Raw genomic sequence first — 17,523 nt, forward strand, 5'->3', positions numbered from 1 at the left:
CCCTGCCGGCCGCCCCGCCCGCCGCCCTGCCGGCCGCCCCGGTGGGCGACACCGTGGCGCGACCCGGTGACCGACATCGGTGCCGCACCGGTGGCGTGCCCCGGTACGGCATCCAGGTCATCTGACGGATCCGCAGGACCCGGCGGTGCTCGTACGGTTCCCCTTGTTCGACGAGCGACCGGCGGGTGGGCCGGAGGGGAGAGGTCATGAGGGTTCTGGTGCTGGGCGCGACCGGCTACATAGGTTCCGCGGTGGTGGCACGGCTGACATGGGAGGGCCACGACGTGGTCCCGCTGGTGAAGGACGCGTCGTCGTGGGATCCCGGCGTGCCCGTGCGGGTGGGTGATCTGACCGATCCGGCGTCGCTGCGCGCGGCCGTGACGGACGACGTGGACGCGGTGGTGAACCTGGCGACGCCGACCGGCGACGAGGCGGTGGACGCGGCCGCGCTCGACGCGCTGCTCGCGCCGCTGCGCGGCACCGGCCGGGCCTTCGTCTACACGAGCGGGGTGTGGGTGCTCGGCGCGACCGAGGACGCGCCGGTGGACGAGGACGCGGCGACCGATCCGATCGCGATCGTCGGCTACCGGCCGCGGATCGAGGAGCGGGTGCTGACCTCGGCCTGGGAGAACGTCCGCGCGGTCGTGGTGCGCCCCGGCATCGTGTACGGCCGCGGGGGCGGCATCCCGGCGATGATGACCGGCTGGGCCGAGGAGCACGGCACGGGCCGGTACGTGGGCTCGGCGGCCACCCGCTGGCCGATGGTGCACGTGGACGACCTCGCCGAGCTGTACGCCCTGGTGCTCGCCGAGGCCGAGGCGGGCGCGGTGCTGCACGGCGTGGCGCACGAGGCCGTGCCGGTCGCCGCGGTCGCGGCGGCCGCGGACCTCGCCGCCGGCGGCACCGGCCGGGCCGAGCCGTGGCCGGTGGAACGGGCCGCGGAGGCGCTCGGCGCTCCGTTCGCGGAGGCGCTCGCCCTGCACCAGGTGGTCTCCGGTCAGCGGGCCGCCGAGCGGCTCGGCTGGCGTCCGAGCCGGCCGTACGTCCTCACCGAGCTCGCCGGGGGCACCCGTGGCTGACTCCGGCATCCCGGCGCCCCCGATCTGCCGCACCTGCGGCACCCAGTACGCCGAGCCGCGCCCCGACTGTCCCGTCTGCCTGGACGAGCGGCAGTACGTGGGCCGGGACGGGCAGCAGTGGACGAGCCTGGAGGAGCTGCGCGCCGAAGGGCAGGCCGGCCGCTTCGAGGAGGAGGGCCCCGACGTGCTCGGCGTCGGGTACACCCCGGGCTTCGCGATCGGGCAGCGCGCGCTCCTGCTGCGCACGTCCGCCGGCAACGTGCTGTGGGACTGCGTGCCGTACCTCGACGACGCGATGGTGCGGGCCGTCGAGGAGCTCGGCGGCATCGACCACATCGCCGTCAGCCACCCGCACTTCTACTCGACGATGGTGGAGTGGGCGCACGCCTTCGACGCACCGGTCCACCTGCACGAGGCCGACCGGAAGTGGGTCGGACGGCCCGATCCCGCGCTGAAGTTCTGGAGCGGCGGCACGTTGCGGCTGAGCGACGAGCTGACCCTGGTCAACCCGGGCATCCACTTCCCCGGCAGCGCGGTGCTGCACTGGAGCGCGGGCCAGGGGGCGCTGTTCACCGGCGACGTGGTCAACGTCTGCCCCGACGGGCGCTGGGTGACCGTCATGTACAGCTACGCGAACCACATTCCGGAGCGCCCGCAGGCCGTCCGCGCCGCCGCGGACCTGCTGGCCGGCTACCGCTTCGAACGCATCTACGGGGCCTGGTGGAACCGGGTGGTGACCTCGGGGGGCAACGAGGTCCTGGCCCGGTCCGTCGAGCGCTACCTGCGCTTCGAGGAGGGGCTCGTCGGCTGACCGACCGCCTCCGGCCGCGAGGCCGCAGCCCGGCCCGTCGCCCGGCCCGTCGCCCGAGCCGCCGACGGTCAGTGGCCCGGGCCCACAGCCGGCCCCGTCGCCCGGGCCGCGAGGCCGCAGCCCGGCCCGTCGCCCGAACCGCCGACGGTGAGTGGCCCGGCCCGTCGCCCGAGCCGCCGACGGTCCGTGGCCGGGCCCATGGCCGGCCCCGTCGCCCGGGCCACGGCCGGCCCGTCCCCCGCGGCGACGGCCCGCCCCCTTGCCCCGGGCTCGCCACGGCCCGCTCCGTGCCCGCCCCCGGCCCTCGTCGGCCGGGGGCGGCCGCGTCGGCGCCCGTCGGCGCCCGTCGGCCCGCGTCGGCGTGTCGGGCCCCGACGTCGATCTCCGCTCAGATTTTCGCTACCGACTGGTAGCCCTCCCGTCTCCTACTGGCCAGTATGGGACGCGAGCATGTCAACCACAGAGCCGGTAGACCTCTCGGGAGCCCCCACCATGCCCTCCGCCAAGGCCAACGCCACCGCCGCCGCCACCCTCGGCCTGACCGCCCTCCTCGTCGTCGGCCCCGCGCCGGCCGCCTCCGCGGCCGACCCGGACACCCACCTCACCTCCACCGCCGCGATCAAGCACGTCGACTACACGACCTGGCGCCGCGACGTGGCGGCTGTGGTCGCCCAGGCCCGCCCGTACATCGAGGAGCGCGCCGAGGACGCCGACGACGAGAAGCAGGCGATCGTCCTCGACATCGACAACTCCTCCCTGGAGACGGACTTCCACCCGTTCTGGGAGCTGCCGACCCCGGCGATCCCCGAGGTGCGCGCCCTGGTCGCCGACGCCCACGCGCGCGGGGTGTCGGTCTTCTTCGTGACGGCCCGTCCGGGGATCATCCACTCCCTGACGGACTGGAACCTGAAGAAGGCCGGCTACCCCGTCGACGGTCTGTACGTGCGCTCGCTGCCCGACCTGTTCGCCGAGGTCGGCGCGTACAAGACCGCCAAGCGCGCGGAGATCGAGGCCAAGGGCTACACGATCATCGCGAACATCGGCAACAACACCACCGACCTGGTCGGCGGCCACGCGGAGCGCGCGTTCAAGCTGCCGGACTACGACGGCAAGCTGTCGTAGCGGGTCCGGTCGCCCCGCGGTCAGCGCGTGGTGATGTGGAACTCCATGCGCTCGTAGTCCCCGTCGGGGGTCACGCGGATGTAGCCGTGCGCGTTCGCGAAGTCGCCGGTGCCACCGGTGATGGCCGCGTCGAAGGCGGCCGGCTGTTCGTTCGTGATGTCGAACGTCGTCAGGGCCTGGGCGGTCAGCTGGCCGCCCGGTCCGCCGTTCAGGACGAAGGTGCCGATGCAGTTCGCGTCGGACTGGTCGCCGGACGTCCGCACCACCGCGCAGACCGTGCCGTCCCGGCCGACCTTCTCGCCGCCCTTGGTCTTGTACAGGTCGTCGGCGAACGCGAAGATGTCGCCCACCTCGGGTGCCGGAGCGCTCTCGCTCGCCCCCGGGACGGGGACCTCCTTGGCGTAGAGCGTGAACTCGAAGCCGTCGCCCTGGTCGTGGGCGCCGGCCGGGGCGGCGGTACCGAGGGCCACGGCCGCGACCGTGCAGGCGCCGAGCGCGCCGATCCTCCTGAACCTGCGGATCATGTCCTGCCTCCTGCCGGGATGGCGGATCTCCCCCGAGGCCCGCTCATCATTGTCCGGCCGTCGGCCGGGGTGCGCACCCGGGTCATCGGCGCCGCCCCCCGACCGGGGATGATGGGCCCATGCCAGAGAGAGCACCCCTACGTACGGCGGTCCCCGTCGCCCTGCTGGCGGCCGGACTGCTGCTGACCGGCTGCGGCGCCCCCGCGGCGAAGCCCGCGTCGGTCACGCCGCCGAGCGCCGCCCCGGCACCCGGCTCCACGCCCGCGGCGACGAAGCCCGCGGCCGCGGCCGGCTCGCTCGGCGGCGCCGGGACGGCCTGTGACCTGCCCGTCTCGTTCTCCCTCGCGAAGGGCTGGAAGCCGAAGGCGGTCGAGAAGCCCGAGGACCCGGAGTTCGCCGAGCTCACCCGCCAGGGGCCGGCCTTCGTCCGCTGCGAGGTGGACGCCAAGCCCGCCGGGAACATCGGCTTCCTGCGGGTGTGGACCGCGCCGAAGGACAAGGGTCCGGCGCGTGCCGCGCTCCTGGCCTTCGTGAAGGCGCAGGACAAGACCTCGGGTGCCCTGTACAAGAAGACGCAGGCCGGTGCGCTGCCCGCCGTCGAGGCCGTCTACACCGCGCACAGCGAGGCCCTCGACGAGAAGAAGCAGGAGCGGGCCTTCGCGGTCGACACCCCGAAGGGCCCGGTCATCGTGCACCTCGGCGGTCTCGACAGCCAGGAGCACAAGGAGATGCTCCCGGCGTACGAGCTGGCGAAGCAGAGCCTGAAGCTGCGCTGAGGGGCACGGCGAGCGGCACCGGCCCGCCACCGCGACCATGCCCGTGGCCCCCGTCCCGCACCGGACGGGGGCCACGGTGCCATCGGGCCCTTCGCGAGGGTTCAGGCGACGAACCGCTGGTTCGCCGAGCCGTTGCAGCTCTGCAGCCGGACCGCCTCCTTGGCCGCACCCTGGGTCAGGCACAGTCCGGTGGCCGCGGCCGGCCGGAGGGTGTCGCCGTCACGGACGAACTTCTGGTTGGCGGCGCCGCTGCAGTTCCAGACGATGAGCGCCTTGCCTGCCTCGTAGGCCGCGCCCGGGACGTCCAGGCAGCGGTCCTGGGTGAGCTCGGTGTGCAGGGTCCTGCGGGCGGAGTCGTACCACCAGCCCTGGTTGCGGCCGCCGTGGCAGTCCCAGCCGAGGACGGCGGTGCCGTTGGCGGACTCGGACGCGTTGACGTCGAGGCAGTTGCCGGTCGCCGCGTTCTTCAGCGGCCGGTAGGCGTCGTCCCAGGCGAGCGGGAAGAGCGCCGGGGTGCCGGAGGAGTTGACGTCCGCGCAGGCGGCCTCGCGCACGCCGGCGTTGTAGATCTGGGTGAGGCAGGACGCGAAGGCGCCGTGGCCCTTGTAGTTGGGGTGGAAGGACTGGCGGACGGAGTTCTCGTCCGGGGTGCCGGGCTTGGACAGGTCGATGTACAGGCCCCGCGCCCAGGTGTCCTCCATGCAGACCTCGTGGCCGTGGAAGAGCCGCGAGTTGTCCAGGAAGACGGCGCCGGTGTCGGCGGCCGCCCTGCGCATGCCCCGCTCGAAGGCGGGGACGGCCGTGTTGCGGCCCCACTTGGTGTCGGAGTCGTAGCCGAGGCCGCCGCAGGAGAGCTTGCCGGGGAAGTTCGGGTTGTCGTGGAAGTCGGGCCCGATCGGGCTCGGGTAGCCCATGACCACGAGCTTGTAGTCGCCGTCGGCGTAGCCGGCGTCGCGCATGACGGTCCTGAGGTCGCGGACGGTCTGCTCGACCTTGGGCACGAGCGCGTCGACGCGGGCCTGCCAGCCGGGCGCGTACTTCGGCTCGCAGGCGCCCTGGAGGAGCAGGTAGCGCTGGACGCAGTCGGTCATGACGGGACCGAACTGGAGGTCGTCGTTGGCGCCGGCGACCAGGAGCACCATCTTGATGCGGGTGTTGCGCGCCTTGATCGCCAGGTTGTCGCTCTGGACCAGCTCGTCGGCGTACTGCTTCGAGCCGCCGATCCGGATGTTGCCGGTGTACGCGCCGGAGCAGGACACGTTGAACGTGAGGTCCGCGGGGATTCCGGTGCGGTGGATGGCGGCGTCGGGCGAGCGGTGGCACCAGTTGGTCGGGCCGTTGGTGGGCGACTCGTAGGTGCCGACGCCCTCGCCGGAGATCTCGCTGTCGCCGAGGGAGATCAGTCCGGTCCTGCGCTGGGCGAGCGGGCGTTCCTCGGGACTGCCGTAGATCCTGGTGGCCTCCGCGGCCCGGATCGCCTCCAGCTCGGGCGGGAGCGGTACGGAGGTGACGGCGGCGGTGCCCGTCTGCGCCGCGCCGGCGGGGGCGGCGGCGGTCATCGAACCGAGGGCCGCGGCCGCTGCCGCGAGGGCGGCTATCGGCCAGCGGAGTCTGTACCTGGTGCGCGTCATTGCGCCTCCTGGAAGTGGGGTTACCCACGGTTTTTACTGGCCGGTACGCACGTTGGGAATACATCGAACAAGACAAGTGCTCATGTTTTTCGGGGGGTTCGGGAGGTCGCCCCCCGTCGAGCACGGTCACGGAGGTTGAGGAACATGAGCGACGCCAGCAGCACCGACGGCTACCGCATCGAGCACGACTCCATGGGAGAGGTCCGGGTCCCCGCGCACGCCAAGTGGCGCGCCCAGACCCAGCGGGCCGTGGAGAACTTCCCGATCTCCGGACAGCACCTGGAGCGGGCCCACATCGAGGCCCTGGCCCGGATCAAGGCGGCCGCCGCCAAGGTCAACGCCGAGCTCGGCGTCCTCGACCGGGACGTGGCCGCGGCGATCCAGGACGCGGCGGCGGAGGTCGCCGAGGGGCGCTGGGACGAGCACTTCCCGGTGGACGTCTTCCAGACCGGCTCCGGCACCTCCTCCAACATGAACACCAACGAGGTGCTGGCCACCCTGGCGACCGAGCGGCTGGGCCGGGACGTCCACCCCAACGACCACGTGAACGCCTCCCAGTCCTCCAACGACGTCTTCCCGTCGTCGATCCACATCGCGGCCACCGCCGCCGTCACCCACGACCTGGTCCCGGCCCTCGATCACCTGGCCGCTTCGCTGGAGCGGAAATCAGCCGAATTCGCGAGCGTCGTCAAGTCGGGCCGTACGCACCTGATGGACGCCACGCCGGTCACTCTCGGCCAGGAGTTCGGCGGCTACGCGGCCCAGGTCCGGTACGGGATCGAGCGGCTCAGGGCCTCGCTCCCGCGGCTCGCCGAACTCCCCCTCGGCGGCACCGCGGTGGGCACCGGCATCAACACGCCGCCCGGGTTCTCGGCCGCCGTCATCGCCGAGGTCGCCGACGCCACCGGCCTGCCGCTCACCGAGGCCCGCGACCACTTCGAGGCCCAGGGCGCCCGGGACGGTCTGGTCGAGGCCTCCGGCCAGCTGAGGACCATCGCCGTCTCGCTCACGAAGATCGCCAACGACCTGCGCTGGATGTCCAGCGGCCCGCGCACCGGCCTCGCGGAGATCAATCTGCCCGACCTCCAGCCGGGCTCGTCGATCATGCCCGGCAAGGTCAACCCGGTCATCCCCGAGGCGGTCCTCATGGTCGCCGCACAGGTGACCGGAAACGACACCACGGTGGCGGTGGCCGGCGCGGCCGGGAACTTCGAGCTCAACGTGATGCTCCCGGTCATGGCCAAGAACCTGCTGGAATCCGTACGCCTGCTGGCCAACGCGGCCAGGCTGCTCGCCGACCGCACCGTCGACGGCGTCACCGCCAACGTCGAGCGGGCCCGCGAGTACGCCGAGTCCTCGCCGTCCGTCGTGACGCCCCTGAACAAGTACATCGGCTATGAGGAGGCCGCCAAGGTCGCGAAGAAGTCGCTGGCCGAGCGCAGGACGATCCGCGAGGTGGTCCTGGAGTCCGGGTACGTGGAGCGGGGCGACCTCACCCTCGAACAGCTCGACGAGGCCCTGGACGTCCTGCGCATGACCCGCCCCTGATCGCGGCTGACTCATCCGTGACCTTCGCCGCAGCGGTGCCGGGGGCCCGCCCCTAAGATCTGCGCATGACAGGATCCGGCCGCCCTCAGCACTGGGCGCCGGGGGATCACATCCTCTGGCGCTACCGCGACAACGGCACCGGCGACGTGCACATCTGCCGCCCGGTGACCGTGGTCCAGGACACGCCTGAGCTCCTCGCGGTCTGGATGGCCCCCGGCACCGAGTGCGTCAAACCGGTCCTGGCCGACGGCACCCCCGTGCACGAGGAGCCGTTGGCCACCCGGTACACGGCTCCGCGCACCACCGCCCGCGCCCACTGGCACGGCACCGGCGTGCTCAAGCTGGCCGCGCCCGCCGACCCGTGGTCCGTCTGGCTGTTCTGGGAGCGGGGCTGGCGCTTCCGCAGCTGGTACGTGAACCTGGAGGAGCCGCGCACCCGCTGGTCCGGCGGCATCGACTCCGAGGACCACTTCCTCGACATCTCCGTCTACCCGGACCGCAGCTGGCTGTGGCGGGACGAGGACGAGTTCGCCCAGGCCCAGCGGGCCGGCCTGATGGACGCCGCGCAGGCGGGCCGGGTCAAGGAGGCGGGCCGTGCCGCCGTCGAGCTGATCCGGTCCTGGGGGACGCCGTTCTCCGACGGCTGGGAGGACTGGCGGCCGGACCCCGCCTGGCCGGTTCCCGAACTGCCCGCCGACTGGGATCGCACTCCGGCGCACACGGCACCATGAGACCCTTGATGCGCCCCCGGGGTGCAAACGTAGGATCGTCCTCCGCAACCACTCGACCGATCGGACGGCACGTCAAAGACCCGGCACGGCACAGCACCTGACCGCTAGTCATCCGCTAGTCATCCATGATTGCTTCATGAGGGGGAGAGCAGTGCCTGTCCTGTGCGCGGTCGCGGCGGCCTCCTCCTCCACATCGACGTCGCGCCGGTGGTTTAGCCCCGCCGAAGGCGCGGCATCGGCGAGAAGAGCGCGTGCAACGCACCACCGGCCCGGATGGACGGAACCCCAGGCGTGACGGAGCATCCCACCTCCCACGAAGGCCGCAAGGCGATGGCCGACCGGCCGCAGGAACGCACCCGCCCCCGCCAGGAGACGGCGACGACGGCGGCCGCGGCCGCCGTCGCGGTGCCGCCGCCCGGTGGCGGCGGTCAGAGCGGTGCCGACGGCGCCGCCGCGCGGCGCGAGGGCGACCGGCTGCGGTTCGTGGGCGCCGCGACCCGGCGGATCGCGCGCGGCCTCGACCTCGACGAGATCGTCCTCGGCCTGTGCCGGGCGACGGTGCCGACCTTCTCCGACGCGATCCTGGTCTATCTCCGCGATCCGCTGCCGGTGGGCGACGAGCGGCCCGCCGAGCCGTTCGTGCTGCGCCTGCGCCGTACCGACCGGCTGCGGTTAACGGACGGCGAGGGCGAGGAGCTGGTGCTCGTCCCCGATCCCGACCCGACGCCCGCGGCGGAGCTGTGCGAGGTCCGCTCGGGCAGCGCGCTGTCCGAGGTGCTGCGCGGAGTGCGCCCGGTGCCCGGCGACTCCGCCGCCGCGCGGGCCGCGCTGCCGGAGCTGCTCGGTCCGGACCACCCGGTGCCCGGCGGGCACCGGGCCATACTCGCGCCGCTGCGGGGGCGGCGCCGGGTGATCGGCGCGGCGGTGTTCCTGCGCCGGCCGGAGCGGGCCGGCTTCGAGCCCAACGACCTCCTGGTCGCCGCCCAGTTGGCCACCCACACGGCCCTGGGCATCGACAAGGCGGTGCTGTACGGGCGCGAGGCCTACATCGCGGACGAGCTGCAGCGCACGATGCTGCCGGACTCGCTGCCGCAGCCGACCGGCGTGCGGCTCGCCTCGCGCTATCTGCCGGCGGCGGAGACCGCCCGGGTCGGCGGCGACTGGTACGACGCGATCCCGCTGCCCGGCAGCCGCGTCGCGCTCGTCGTCGGCGACGTCATGGGCCACTCCATGACCTCGGCGGCGATCATGGGCCAGCTGCGCACCACCGCGCAGACCCTGGCCGGCCTCGACCTGCCGCCGCAGGAGGTGCTGCACCACCTGGACGAGCAGGCCCAGCGGCTCGGCGAGAACCGCATGGCCACCTGCATGTACGCGGTCTACGACCCGGTCTCGCACCGGATCACCATCGCCAACGCGGGCCATCCGCCGCCGATACTGCTGCACCTGGGCGGCCGGGCCGAGGTGCTCCGGGTGCCGCCGGGCGCGCCGATCGGCGTGGGCGGGGTGGACTTCGAGGCGGTGGAGCTCGACGCGCCGGCCGGGGCCACGCTGCTGCTCTACACCGACGGTCTGGTGGAGTCCCGCCTCCGGGACGTGTGGACCGGGATCGAGCAGCTGCGGGAGCGGCTCGCGGCGACGGCCCAGCTCACCGGCCCGGACCATTCGCCTCCCCTGGAGGCGCTGTGCGACGACGTGCTGGACATGCTGGGTCCGGGCGACCGGGACGACGACATCGCGCTGCTCGCGGCCCGCTTCGACGGGATCGCGCCGAGCGACGTGGCGTACTGGTTCCTGGAGCCGGAGGACGCGGCCCCGGGCCGGGCCCGGCGGCTGGCCCGGCGCGCGCTCGCTCGCTGGGACCTGGAGGAGCTCACGGACTCGGTGGAGCTGCTGATCAGCGAGGTCGTGACCAACGCGGTGCGGTACGCGGAGCGGCCGGTGACGCTGCGGCTGCTGCGGACGGACGTGCTGCGCTGCGAGGTCGGCGACGACTCTCCGCAGCTGCCACGGCAGCGGCGGGCCCGGGACACCGACGAGGGCGGCCGCGGGCTGTTCCTGGTGAACCGGCTGGCCCGGCGCTGGGGGGCGACGCGGCTCTCGGGCGGCAAGGTGGTGTGGTTCGAACTGGCCACGCGCTGAGCCCGTACGCACCCGCACGACGACGGCCGGGCCCCTCCTGGGAGGGGCCCGGCCGTCGTCGTGCGGGTCGGTGGGTCAGCCGTCGCGGCCGTCGACGATGCCGTCCGGGGGCGGCTGGATCGTCGGGTCGGTCGTCCTCGTCCGGGTCGGCGTCGGCTCCGGCGGGGTCGTGCCGGTCGCCGTCGGCGGCTGCGTCGGCGTGGTGGCCGTGGAGGTCGGCGGCTGCGGCGGGGTGGTGGCCTCGCCGGTGGCCGTCGGGGTCGGCGTCGGCGACCCGGTGGTCTGGGTCGGCGTCGGGCCGGTGTCGCCGCCGGAGGTGCCGTCGGTCTGCAGGTCGAAGGTGGCGTCGGAGCCACCGCCGAGCGCCTTCGTGGTGTAGGCGCCCCAGATCTGGGCCGGGGTGCGGCCGCCGTTGGCGCGGCCCGGGTTGATGGTGTCGGTGAGCGTCACCTGGTTGCCCTTGGCGTCCTCGCCGAAGAGGCCGACGGCGGTGACGAGTTCGGGGGTGTAGCCGACGAACCAGGCGGAGCGGTTGTTCTCGGAGGTACCGGTCTTGCCGGCCGCCTGATAGTTGCCGGCGGCGCGGAAGCCGGAGCCGCTCTGGACGACGCCCTGCATCGCCTTGGTGGTGGTGTCGGCGGCCTCGCGGCTGATGACCCGCTCGCCGATCGACTGCACGCCCTCGACCTTGCGGTCCTTGTGCTCGGCGGTCTTCACGAGGGTCGGGGTGACCTTGTTGCCGTGGTTGTCGAGGGTGGCGTAGGCGCCGGCCATGTCCATGGTGGAGGCGCCCATGACGCCGAGCGACATCGCCGGGGTCTCGCCGAAGTCCTTGCCGTCCTTCAGGCCGAGCGCGAGGGCGGTCTGCTTGGCCTTCTTGGGGCCGACGTCCACGATCATCTGGGCGTAGGCCGAGTTGATCGAGCTGTTGGTGGCCTTCTGGACGGTGACGGGGCCGTAGCTCTGGTCGTCCTCGTTCTCCGGCGCGAAGCGGATGTCGCTGCCGACCACCGGGCGCTTGCTGGTGCCGTCGTAGATCGTGCCGAGGCCGATCCGGCGCCCGTCCTGGGTCTCGGCGTCGTTGTCGAGGGCGGAGGCGAGCACGATCGGCTTGAACGTCGAGGCGGGCTGGTAGTCGCGCCGGGTGGCGTTGTTCGTCCAGTGCTCGGTGGCGCCGACGCCGCCGTACATGGCGACGACCGCGCCCGTCTTCGGGTCGACGGAGGTGGCGCCGGCCTGGACGGTGGCCTGCTTCTTGTCGCCCTTGCGGTCGAGCTTGTCCTCCAGCTCCTCGTCGACCGCCTTGACCAGGGCCTTCTGCTTCTTCTCGTCGATGTTGAGGGTGATCGTCCAGCCGCCGGCCTTCAGGTCCTCCTCGCTGACGCCCTGGCGCACGAGCTCCTGGTTGGCGGCCTCGACGATGTAGCCGCTCTGGCCGCTGAGGCCCTTGGGGGCCTTGGGCTTCTGCGGGACGGGGAACTTCAGGCCGGCCCGCGTGCCGGCGTCCAGCCAGCCCTCCTCGACCATGTTGTCGAGGACGTAGTTCCAGCGCTGCTCGACGAGCTTGCGGCCCTCAGGTCCGGCGAAGGTCCAGTCGTACTGGCTGGGGGCCTGGAGCACGGAGGCGAGGTAGGCGCCCTGGGCGGCGGTGAGCTTGGTGGCGTCGACGCCGTAGTAGGCCTGGGCGGCGGCCTGGATGCCGTAGGCGTTGCGGCCGTAGTAGCTGGTGTTGATGTAGCCGGCGAGGATCTCCGACTTGCTCATGCGCTGGTCCACCTTGATGGCGATGACCATTTCCTTGAGCTTGCGGGTCGCCGTCTGGTCCTGGCTCAGGTAGTAGTTCTTGACGTACTGCTGGGTGATCGTCGAACCGCCCTGCTTGCCCTTGCCCGTCAGGGTGTTCCAGGCGGCGCGGGCGGTGCCCATGACGTCGACGCCGTTGTCCTTGTAGAAGGTCTTGTTCTCGGCGGCGACGAACGCCCGCTGGACGTCCAGGGGCACCTTCTCCAGGCCCACGATCTCGCGGTTGATCTTGCCCGTGCGGGCCATGACCTTGCCGTTGGCGTACTTGTAGACGTTGCTCTGCAGCGTCGCGTCCGCGTTGGCCACCGGCACCGGGACCATCAGATAGAGCGCGTAGAAGGCGCCCATGGCGAGCAGGCAGCCCACGAAGAACGTGCCCAGGAGTTTCTTCCAGGTGAAGAGGCGGCGTATGCGCCCGCCCTTGTCCGCCTGGCTCTTACCCGTACGGCCCATGTCCTCGATCGCTCCGCTCGTCGTGAATCAGCTCAGCAAGCTAACACCGGCCATCGCGACAAACGGCGACCGATCCGGCTTTTCCGGGCGTGAGAATGAGCACCCACTCCCGAGGGAACCGACGCTCCACAGGTCGGGATGGTTGTGTGCCGCCGGTCACAGAGTTCCCGTTCGAGGGGTGCCCGCGTGCCCGCGGCAGGCCTCCCGAGGGCTATACACCCCGCGTATACACCGCGTGTACAGTGGCGGGTATGTCCATCGGTCACACCCTTCTGGGACTCCTGGAGTCCGGCCCCCGGCACGGCTACGACCTCAAGCGCGCCTTCGACGAGCGCTTCGGCCACGACCGGCCCCTCCACTACGGGCAGGTCTACTCGACGATGTCCCGGCTCCTGAAGAACGGCCTCGTCGAGGTCGACGGCGTCGAGGCCGGCGGCGGTCCCGAGCGCAAGCGGTACGCCATCACCGAGGCCGGCATCACCGACGTCGAGCAGTGGCTGGCCACCCCCGAGAAGCCGGAGCCGTACCTCCAGTCCACGCTCTACACCAAGGTCGTCCTCGCCCTGCTCACCGGCCGCGGCGCCGCCGAGCTGCTCGACGTCCAGCGCGCCGAGCACCTGCGACTGATGCGCGAGCTCACCCGGCGGAAGAAGGACGGCGACCTGGCCGACCAGCTCATCTGCGACCACGCGCTGTTCCACCTGGAGGCCGACCTGCGCTGGCTGGAGCTGACCGCCGCCCGCCTCGACCGGCTCGCCGAGGAGATCCGCCCGTGACCACCGCACCCCTGCTCACCGCGACGGGCCTCGACAAGGCGTACGGCTCGACCCCCGCCCTCGCCGGAGCGGACTTCACCCTGCGGGCCGGCGAGGTCGTCGCGGTGATGGGCCCGTCCGGGTCCGGCAAGTCGACCCTCCTGCACTGCCTCGCCGGCATCGTCAGCCCCGACGCCGGCACCATCCACTACGACGGCCGCGAGCTCACCGCGATGACCGACGGGCAGCGCAGCGCCCTGCGCCGCTCCGACTTCGGCTTCGTCTTCCAGTTCGGCCAGCTCGTGCCCGAGCTGAGCTGCGTCGAGAACGTCGCCCTGCCGCTCCGGCTCAACGGCGAGCGCCGCAAGCAGGCCGAGGCCCGGGCCCGGGAGTGGCTGGCCCGTCTGGAGGTCGAAGGGGTGGCGGGCAAGCGCCCCGGCGAGATCTCCGGCGGCCAGGGCCAGCGGGTCGCCGTCGCCCGCGCGCTCGTCACCGCACCCCGGGTGATCTTCGCCGACGAACCGACCGGCGCGCTCGACTCGCTCAACGGCGAGCGGGTGATGCAGCTGCTCACCGACGCCTCCCGGGACACCGGCGCCGCCGTCGTCCTGGTCACCCACGAGGCCCGGGTCGCCGCCTACTCCGACCGCGAGGTCGTGGTCCGCGACGGCAGCGTGCGGAACACGGAGTGGGCGGTATGAGCGACCCCGTCCCCGCCGCGGCGTCCGGTCGGAGCACCGGCACCGGCACCGGCCCGCGCGCCTGGCTCCGCGACCTGGCGCTCGGCGCCCGGTTCGCCGTCACCGGCGGGCGCGGCAGCCGGCTCCGCACCGTCCTCACCGCCACCGGCATCGGACTCGGCGTCGCCCTGCTGCTCGTCGCCGCCTCGCTGCCCGCCATGACCTTCCAGCGGGAGGTGCGGGAGTCGGAGCGGCAGCCCGACGCCAGCCACGAGATCCTCGAGCCCGGCCGCGACACCTTCCTCTACGTCCGGCACGAGACCAGCTACCGCAACGCCGCCGTCACCGGGATGCTCCTGCGGCCCGAGGGCCCCGAGGCGGCCGTGCCGCCCGGCGCGGACCGGATCCCCGGGCCCGGCCAGATGGTGGTCTCCCCGGCCCTGCGCGCCCTGCTCGACTCCCCCGAAGGCGCCCTGCTCAAGCCGCGGTTGCCCTACGAGATCGTCGGCACGCTCACCCAGCCGGGACTGATCGGCCCCGCCGAGCTGCGCTACGTCGCCGGCTCCGACACCCTCACCACCGACAACTACGACGGGCGCGGGCGTACCTACGGCTGGTCCGTGCCCGAGGAACCGATGAACGCGTTCCTCCTGCTGCTCGTCGTCATCGCCTGCGTCGTCCTGCTGCTGCCCGTGCTCGTGTTCATCGCGACCGCCGTCCGCTTCGGCGGCGAACAGCGCGACCGGCGGCTGGCCGCCCTGCGTCTGGTCGGCGCGGACACGGCCATGACCCGGCGGATCGCGGCGGGCGAGTCGTTCGCCGGATCCCTGCTCGGCCTCGCCGTCGGCGTCGGCTTCTTCGCCGCGGCCCGGCAGCTCGCCGGGACCGTGCAGATCTGGGACGTCAACGCCTTCCCGTCCGACGTGACGCCGGTGCCCTGGCTCGCCGCCGTGATCATCGCGGTGGTGCCCGTCTCGGCGGTCGTGGTCGGCCTGTTCGCCCTGCGCGGGGTGGCCGTCGAACCGCTCGGCGTGGTCCGCGCCGCCACGCCCAGGCCGCGCCGGCTGCTCTGGCGACTGCTCCTGCTCGTCCTCGGCGCGGCCGTGCTCGTCCCGACGGTCGGCGACGTCGAGGCCACCGGCACCCAGATCGACACCGTCGGGATCGCCCTCGGCGCCGCCCTCGCCCTCATCGGGCTCACCACGCTGCTGCCCTGGCTCGTCGAGGCCCTGGTGAAGCGGCTGCGCGGCGGGCCGGTGGCCTGGCAGCTGGCCACCCGCAGGCTTCAGCTGAGCAGCGGCACCGCCGCCCGCGCGGTCAGCGGCATCGTCGTGGCCGCCGCCGGGGCGATCGCCCTGTCGATGCTGTTCCAGGCGATGCAGAACGACTTCATGCGGCCCACCAACATGGACACCGCCCGCGCCCAGATGGAGACCCGGGTCGACGCCAGGAGCGGCGACGACGCCCGCAAGGCCATCGACGCGCTGTCGAGGACCGAGGGCGTCACCGGGGTGGTCGGCACCATCGAGTCCTACGCCTACCCTCCCGGACCGCCGCCCGAGGGGGAGGAGATCGGGCCGCTGACCTCGGTCGTGGTGGGCGACTGCGCCTCCCTCAGGGAGCTGGCACACCTGCCGTCCTGCGCCGACGGCGACGTCTTCGTCGCGCTCGCGCACGGCCGGGACGGCGGCGCGGACGACGCCTGGGTCACCAGGACGGCGCGGCCCGGCGCGGTGGTCGCGCTGCGCGAGCCGGGGGCCCGGCGGGGCGACGGCCCGATGCCGACCTGGCGCATCCCGGCGACCGCACGCACGGTGGACTCCCGGCTCGACCCGATGGGACGGATGCAGTTCGGCGTGTTCGCCACCCCGAAGGCCCTCGACGCGAGCCGGCTGGAGTCCCCCGGGGCCACGGCGATGATCCGGATCGACCCGGCGGTGCCCGACGCCTCCGAGCACGTACGGAACACGGTCGCCGCCCTCGATCCGCTCACCCGCGTGCAGACCCTGCAGAACTTCGAGCGCGACGCGCAGTTCTCGAGCGTCCGCACCGGCATCCTGATCGGCGCGACCCTCACCATGCTGCTGGTCGCCGTCTCGCTCCTGGTCACCACCCTGGAGCAACTCCGGGACCGCAAGCGGCTGCTGTCCTCGCTGGTCGCCTTCGGCACCCGCCGCGCCACCCTCGGCTGGTCGGTGCTGTGGCAGACCGCGGTGCCGATCCTGCTCGGCCTCGCCCTCGCGGTGACGGGCGGCCTCGCACTCGGCGTGGTGCTGCTCCGGATGATCGGCAAGCAGGTCGAGGACTGGTTCGTCTTCCTGCCGATCACCGGGGTCGGCGCGGCCCTGATCGCGGTGGTGACGCTGCTGAGCCTGCCGCTGCTGTGGCGGCTGATGCGGGCCGACGGCCTCAGGACGGAGTGACCCCCGCCCGGACGATCCGTACCGGCAGACGCCTCATCGCGTCCCGGAGCGAGCCCGCCAGCTCCTCGAACTCGGACTGGCGGGCCGCTCCCGTCCGCATCGCCAGGGCGATCCGCCGGGACGGCGCCGGGTCGGCGAAGTCCGCCGTGAACAGGGCCGGGTTACGGGCGGTCTCGACCTTCACCGCGGTGCGCGGCAGCAGGGTCACGCCGAGCCCGCCGGCCACGAGCTGCACCAGCGTCGACAGGCCGGCCGCCGTGGTGGTGACCGGCGCCCCGTCCGTGCGTCCGGCCTCCCGGCAGATGTCGAGGGCCTGGTCGCGCAGGCAGTGCCCCTCGTCCAGGAGCAGCAGCTTGAGCTCCCGGAGCGCCTCGCGCGGGATGTCGGCCCGGCCGGCCAGCGGATGCCCTTCGGGGGTGACGAGCACGAAGTCCTCGTCGAAGAGGGGAAGTTCCGTGACCCCCGGGACCCCCAGCGGGACGGCGAGCAGCAGCAGGTCGAGCCGCCCGGCTCCGAGCCCTTCGAGCAGCGAGGAGGTCTGCTCCTCGTGCACCTGGAGGTCGAGTTCGGGATAGCGGGTGTGGACGAGCCGCAGCACGCTCGGCAGCAGGTAGGGCGCGACCGTCGGGATGACCCCGAGCCGGAGCACCCCGGTGAACGGCGCCTGCGCCGCCTCCGCCTCCTCCATCAGCTCGCCCACCGCGTCGAGCACGGCGTGCGTGCGCACCGCGAGCCGCTCCCCCGCCGGCGAGAGCAGCACCCTGCGGGTCGTACGCTCGAGGAGCTGGACACCGAGTGCCTCCTCCAGCGCGGAGACCGCGCCCGAGAGGGCCGGCTGGCTCATCCCTATGGCCGCCGCGGCGTCCCGGAAGTGCAACTGCTCGGCGACCGCCGCGAATGCTCTGAGCTGGGAAAGGCTGGGCTGCTTCACCCGGCGCACTGGATTCACTGATAACCACCTTCGATCAACCCGACCCACTCTAGCTATTTCACTGATCAATGCACTCCGTGCCATGCTGGGGGCCGTCCAACCCCTCACGGAAGA

At 72.9% G+C, this 17,523-nt stretch carries 14 protein-coding genes; 10 read left to right on the forward strand and 4 right to left on the reverse strand.

The window, feature by feature from the left end; all coding sequences use genetic code 11:
* Nucleotides 1-206: 206 nt before the first annotated feature.
* The 3 genes from AB0M16_RS28185 to AB0M16_RS28195 all read left to right on the forward strand — a co-directional run bounded on the left by AB0M16_RS28185 (nucleotide 207) and on the right by AB0M16_RS28195 (nucleotide 3,012).
* Nucleotides 207-1,079: an NAD-dependent epimerase/dehydratase family protein gene (locus AB0M16_RS28185; RefSeq protein ID WP_365347741.1), complete on the forward strand. Its 873-nt coding sequence runs from the start codon at nucleotides 207-209 to the stop codon at nucleotides 1,077-1,079.
* A complete protein-coding gene (locus AB0M16_RS28190; RefSeq protein WP_365347743.1) occupies nucleotides 1,072-1,890 on the forward strand; it encodes an MBL fold metallo-hydrolase in 819 nt (272 codons plus the stop codon). The genes AB0M16_RS28185 and AB0M16_RS28190 overlap by 8 nt, the downstream gene beginning before the upstream one ends.
* Nucleotides 1,891-2,382: 492 nt before the next feature.
* Nucleotides 2,383-3,012, forward strand: a complete 630-nt coding sequence (locus AB0M16_RS28195) for an HAD family acid phosphatase (protein WP_365347745.1) — start codon at nucleotides 2,383-2,385, stop codon at nucleotides 3,010-3,012.
* 20 nt (nucleotides 3,013-3,032) lie between these two features.
* Here AB0M16_RS28195 and AB0M16_RS28200 read toward each other — a convergent pair whose 3' ends face one another.
* Entirely contained in the window at nucleotides 3,033-3,536 is a 504-nt protein-coding gene (locus tag AB0M16_RS28200) for a dirigent protein (RefSeq protein ID WP_365347747.1), read from the reverse strand.
* A gap of 119 nt (nucleotides 3,537-3,655) precedes the next feature.
* Here AB0M16_RS28200 and AB0M16_RS28205 point away from each other — a divergent pair, with 119 nt between their 5' ends.
* A complete protein-coding gene (locus tag AB0M16_RS28205; RefSeq protein ID WP_365347749.1) occupies nucleotides 3,656-4,312 on the forward strand; it encodes a lipoprotein in 657 nt (218 codons plus the stop codon).
* A 101-nt stretch (nucleotides 4,313-4,413) separates the two neighbouring features.
* On the opposite strand, the gene AB0M16_RS28210 is transcribed toward AB0M16_RS28205, so the two are convergent.
* A complete protein-coding gene (locus tag AB0M16_RS28210) occupies nucleotides 4,414-5,943 on the reverse strand; it encodes a ricin-type beta-trefoil lectin domain protein (RefSeq protein ID WP_365347751.1) in 1,530 nt (509 codons plus the stop codon).
* A gap of 144 nt (nucleotides 5,944-6,087) precedes the next feature.
* Between AB0M16_RS28210 and AB0M16_RS28215 the strand changes: the two genes are divergently transcribed.
* The 3 genes from AB0M16_RS28215 to AB0M16_RS28225 all read left to right on the forward strand — a co-directional run bounded on the left by AB0M16_RS28215 (nucleotide 6,088) and on the right by AB0M16_RS28225 (nucleotide 10,364).
* Nucleotides 6,088-7,491: a class II fumarate hydratase gene (locus AB0M16_RS28215; RefSeq protein ID WP_365347753.1), complete on the forward strand. Its 1,404-nt coding sequence runs from the start codon at nucleotides 6,088-6,090 to the stop codon at nucleotides 7,489-7,491.
* 65 nt (nucleotides 7,492-7,556) lie between these two features.
* A complete protein-coding gene (locus AB0M16_RS28220) occupies nucleotides 7,557-8,222 on the forward strand; it encodes a DUF402 domain-containing protein (protein ID WP_365347755.1) in 666 nt (221 codons plus the stop codon).
* Nucleotides 8,223-8,513: 291 nt separating this feature from the next.
* Nucleotides 8,514-10,364, forward strand: coding sequence for an ATP-binding SpoIIE family protein phosphatase (locus tag AB0M16_RS28225; protein ID WP_365347757.1), 1,851 nt, complete (start codon nucleotides 8,514-8,516; stop codon nucleotides 10,362-10,364).
* Nucleotides 10,365-10,439: 75 nt separating this feature from the next.
* Here the strand turns inward: AB0M16_RS28225 and AB0M16_RS28230 are convergent, their stop codons facing one another.
* A complete protein-coding gene (locus tag AB0M16_RS28230) occupies nucleotides 10,440-12,620 on the reverse strand; it encodes a transglycosylase domain-containing protein (protein WP_365347759.1) in 2,181 nt (726 codons plus the stop codon).
* A 251-nt stretch (nucleotides 12,621-12,871) separates the two neighbouring features.
* On the opposite strand from AB0M16_RS28230, the gene AB0M16_RS28235 reads away from it, so the two are divergent.
* The 3 genes from AB0M16_RS28235 to AB0M16_RS28245 are packed head-to-tail and all read left to right on the forward strand — an operon-like array spanning nucleotide 12,872 to nucleotide 16,478.
* Nucleotides 12,872-13,396, forward strand: coding sequence for a PadR family transcriptional regulator (locus AB0M16_RS28235; protein WP_365347761.1), 525 nt, complete (start codon nucleotides 12,872-12,874; stop codon nucleotides 13,394-13,396).
* On the forward strand, nucleotides 13,393-14,076 hold the full coding sequence (locus AB0M16_RS28240; RefSeq protein ID WP_365347763.1) for an ABC transporter ATP-binding protein: 684 nt from the start codon (nucleotides 13,393-13,395) through the stop codon (nucleotides 14,074-14,076). Before AB0M16_RS28235 ends, AB0M16_RS28240 begins: the two co-directional genes overlap by 4 nt.
* Entirely contained in the window at nucleotides 14,073-16,478 is a 2,406-nt protein-coding gene (locus AB0M16_RS28245) for an FtsX-like permease family protein (RefSeq protein ID WP_365347765.1), read from the forward strand. Before AB0M16_RS28240 ends, AB0M16_RS28245 begins: the two co-directional genes overlap by 4 nt.
* Here AB0M16_RS28245 and AB0M16_RS28250 read toward each other — a convergent pair.
* Complete coding sequence (locus AB0M16_RS28250) at nucleotides 16,465-17,427, reverse strand: hydrogen peroxide-inducible genes activator (protein WP_365347767.1); 963 nt, start codon at nucleotides 17,425-17,427, stop codon at nucleotides 16,465-16,467. The two genes, AB0M16_RS28245 and AB0M16_RS28250, sit on opposite strands and share 14 nt — an antisense overlap.
* Nucleotides 17,428-17,523: the final 96 nt, after the last annotated feature.

The organism is Streptomyces sp. NPDC051921 (assembly GCF_040680975.1).
In the GTDB taxonomy this organism is placed as follows: Bacteria; Actinomycetota; Actinomycetes; order Streptomycetales; family Streptomycetaceae; genus Streptomyces.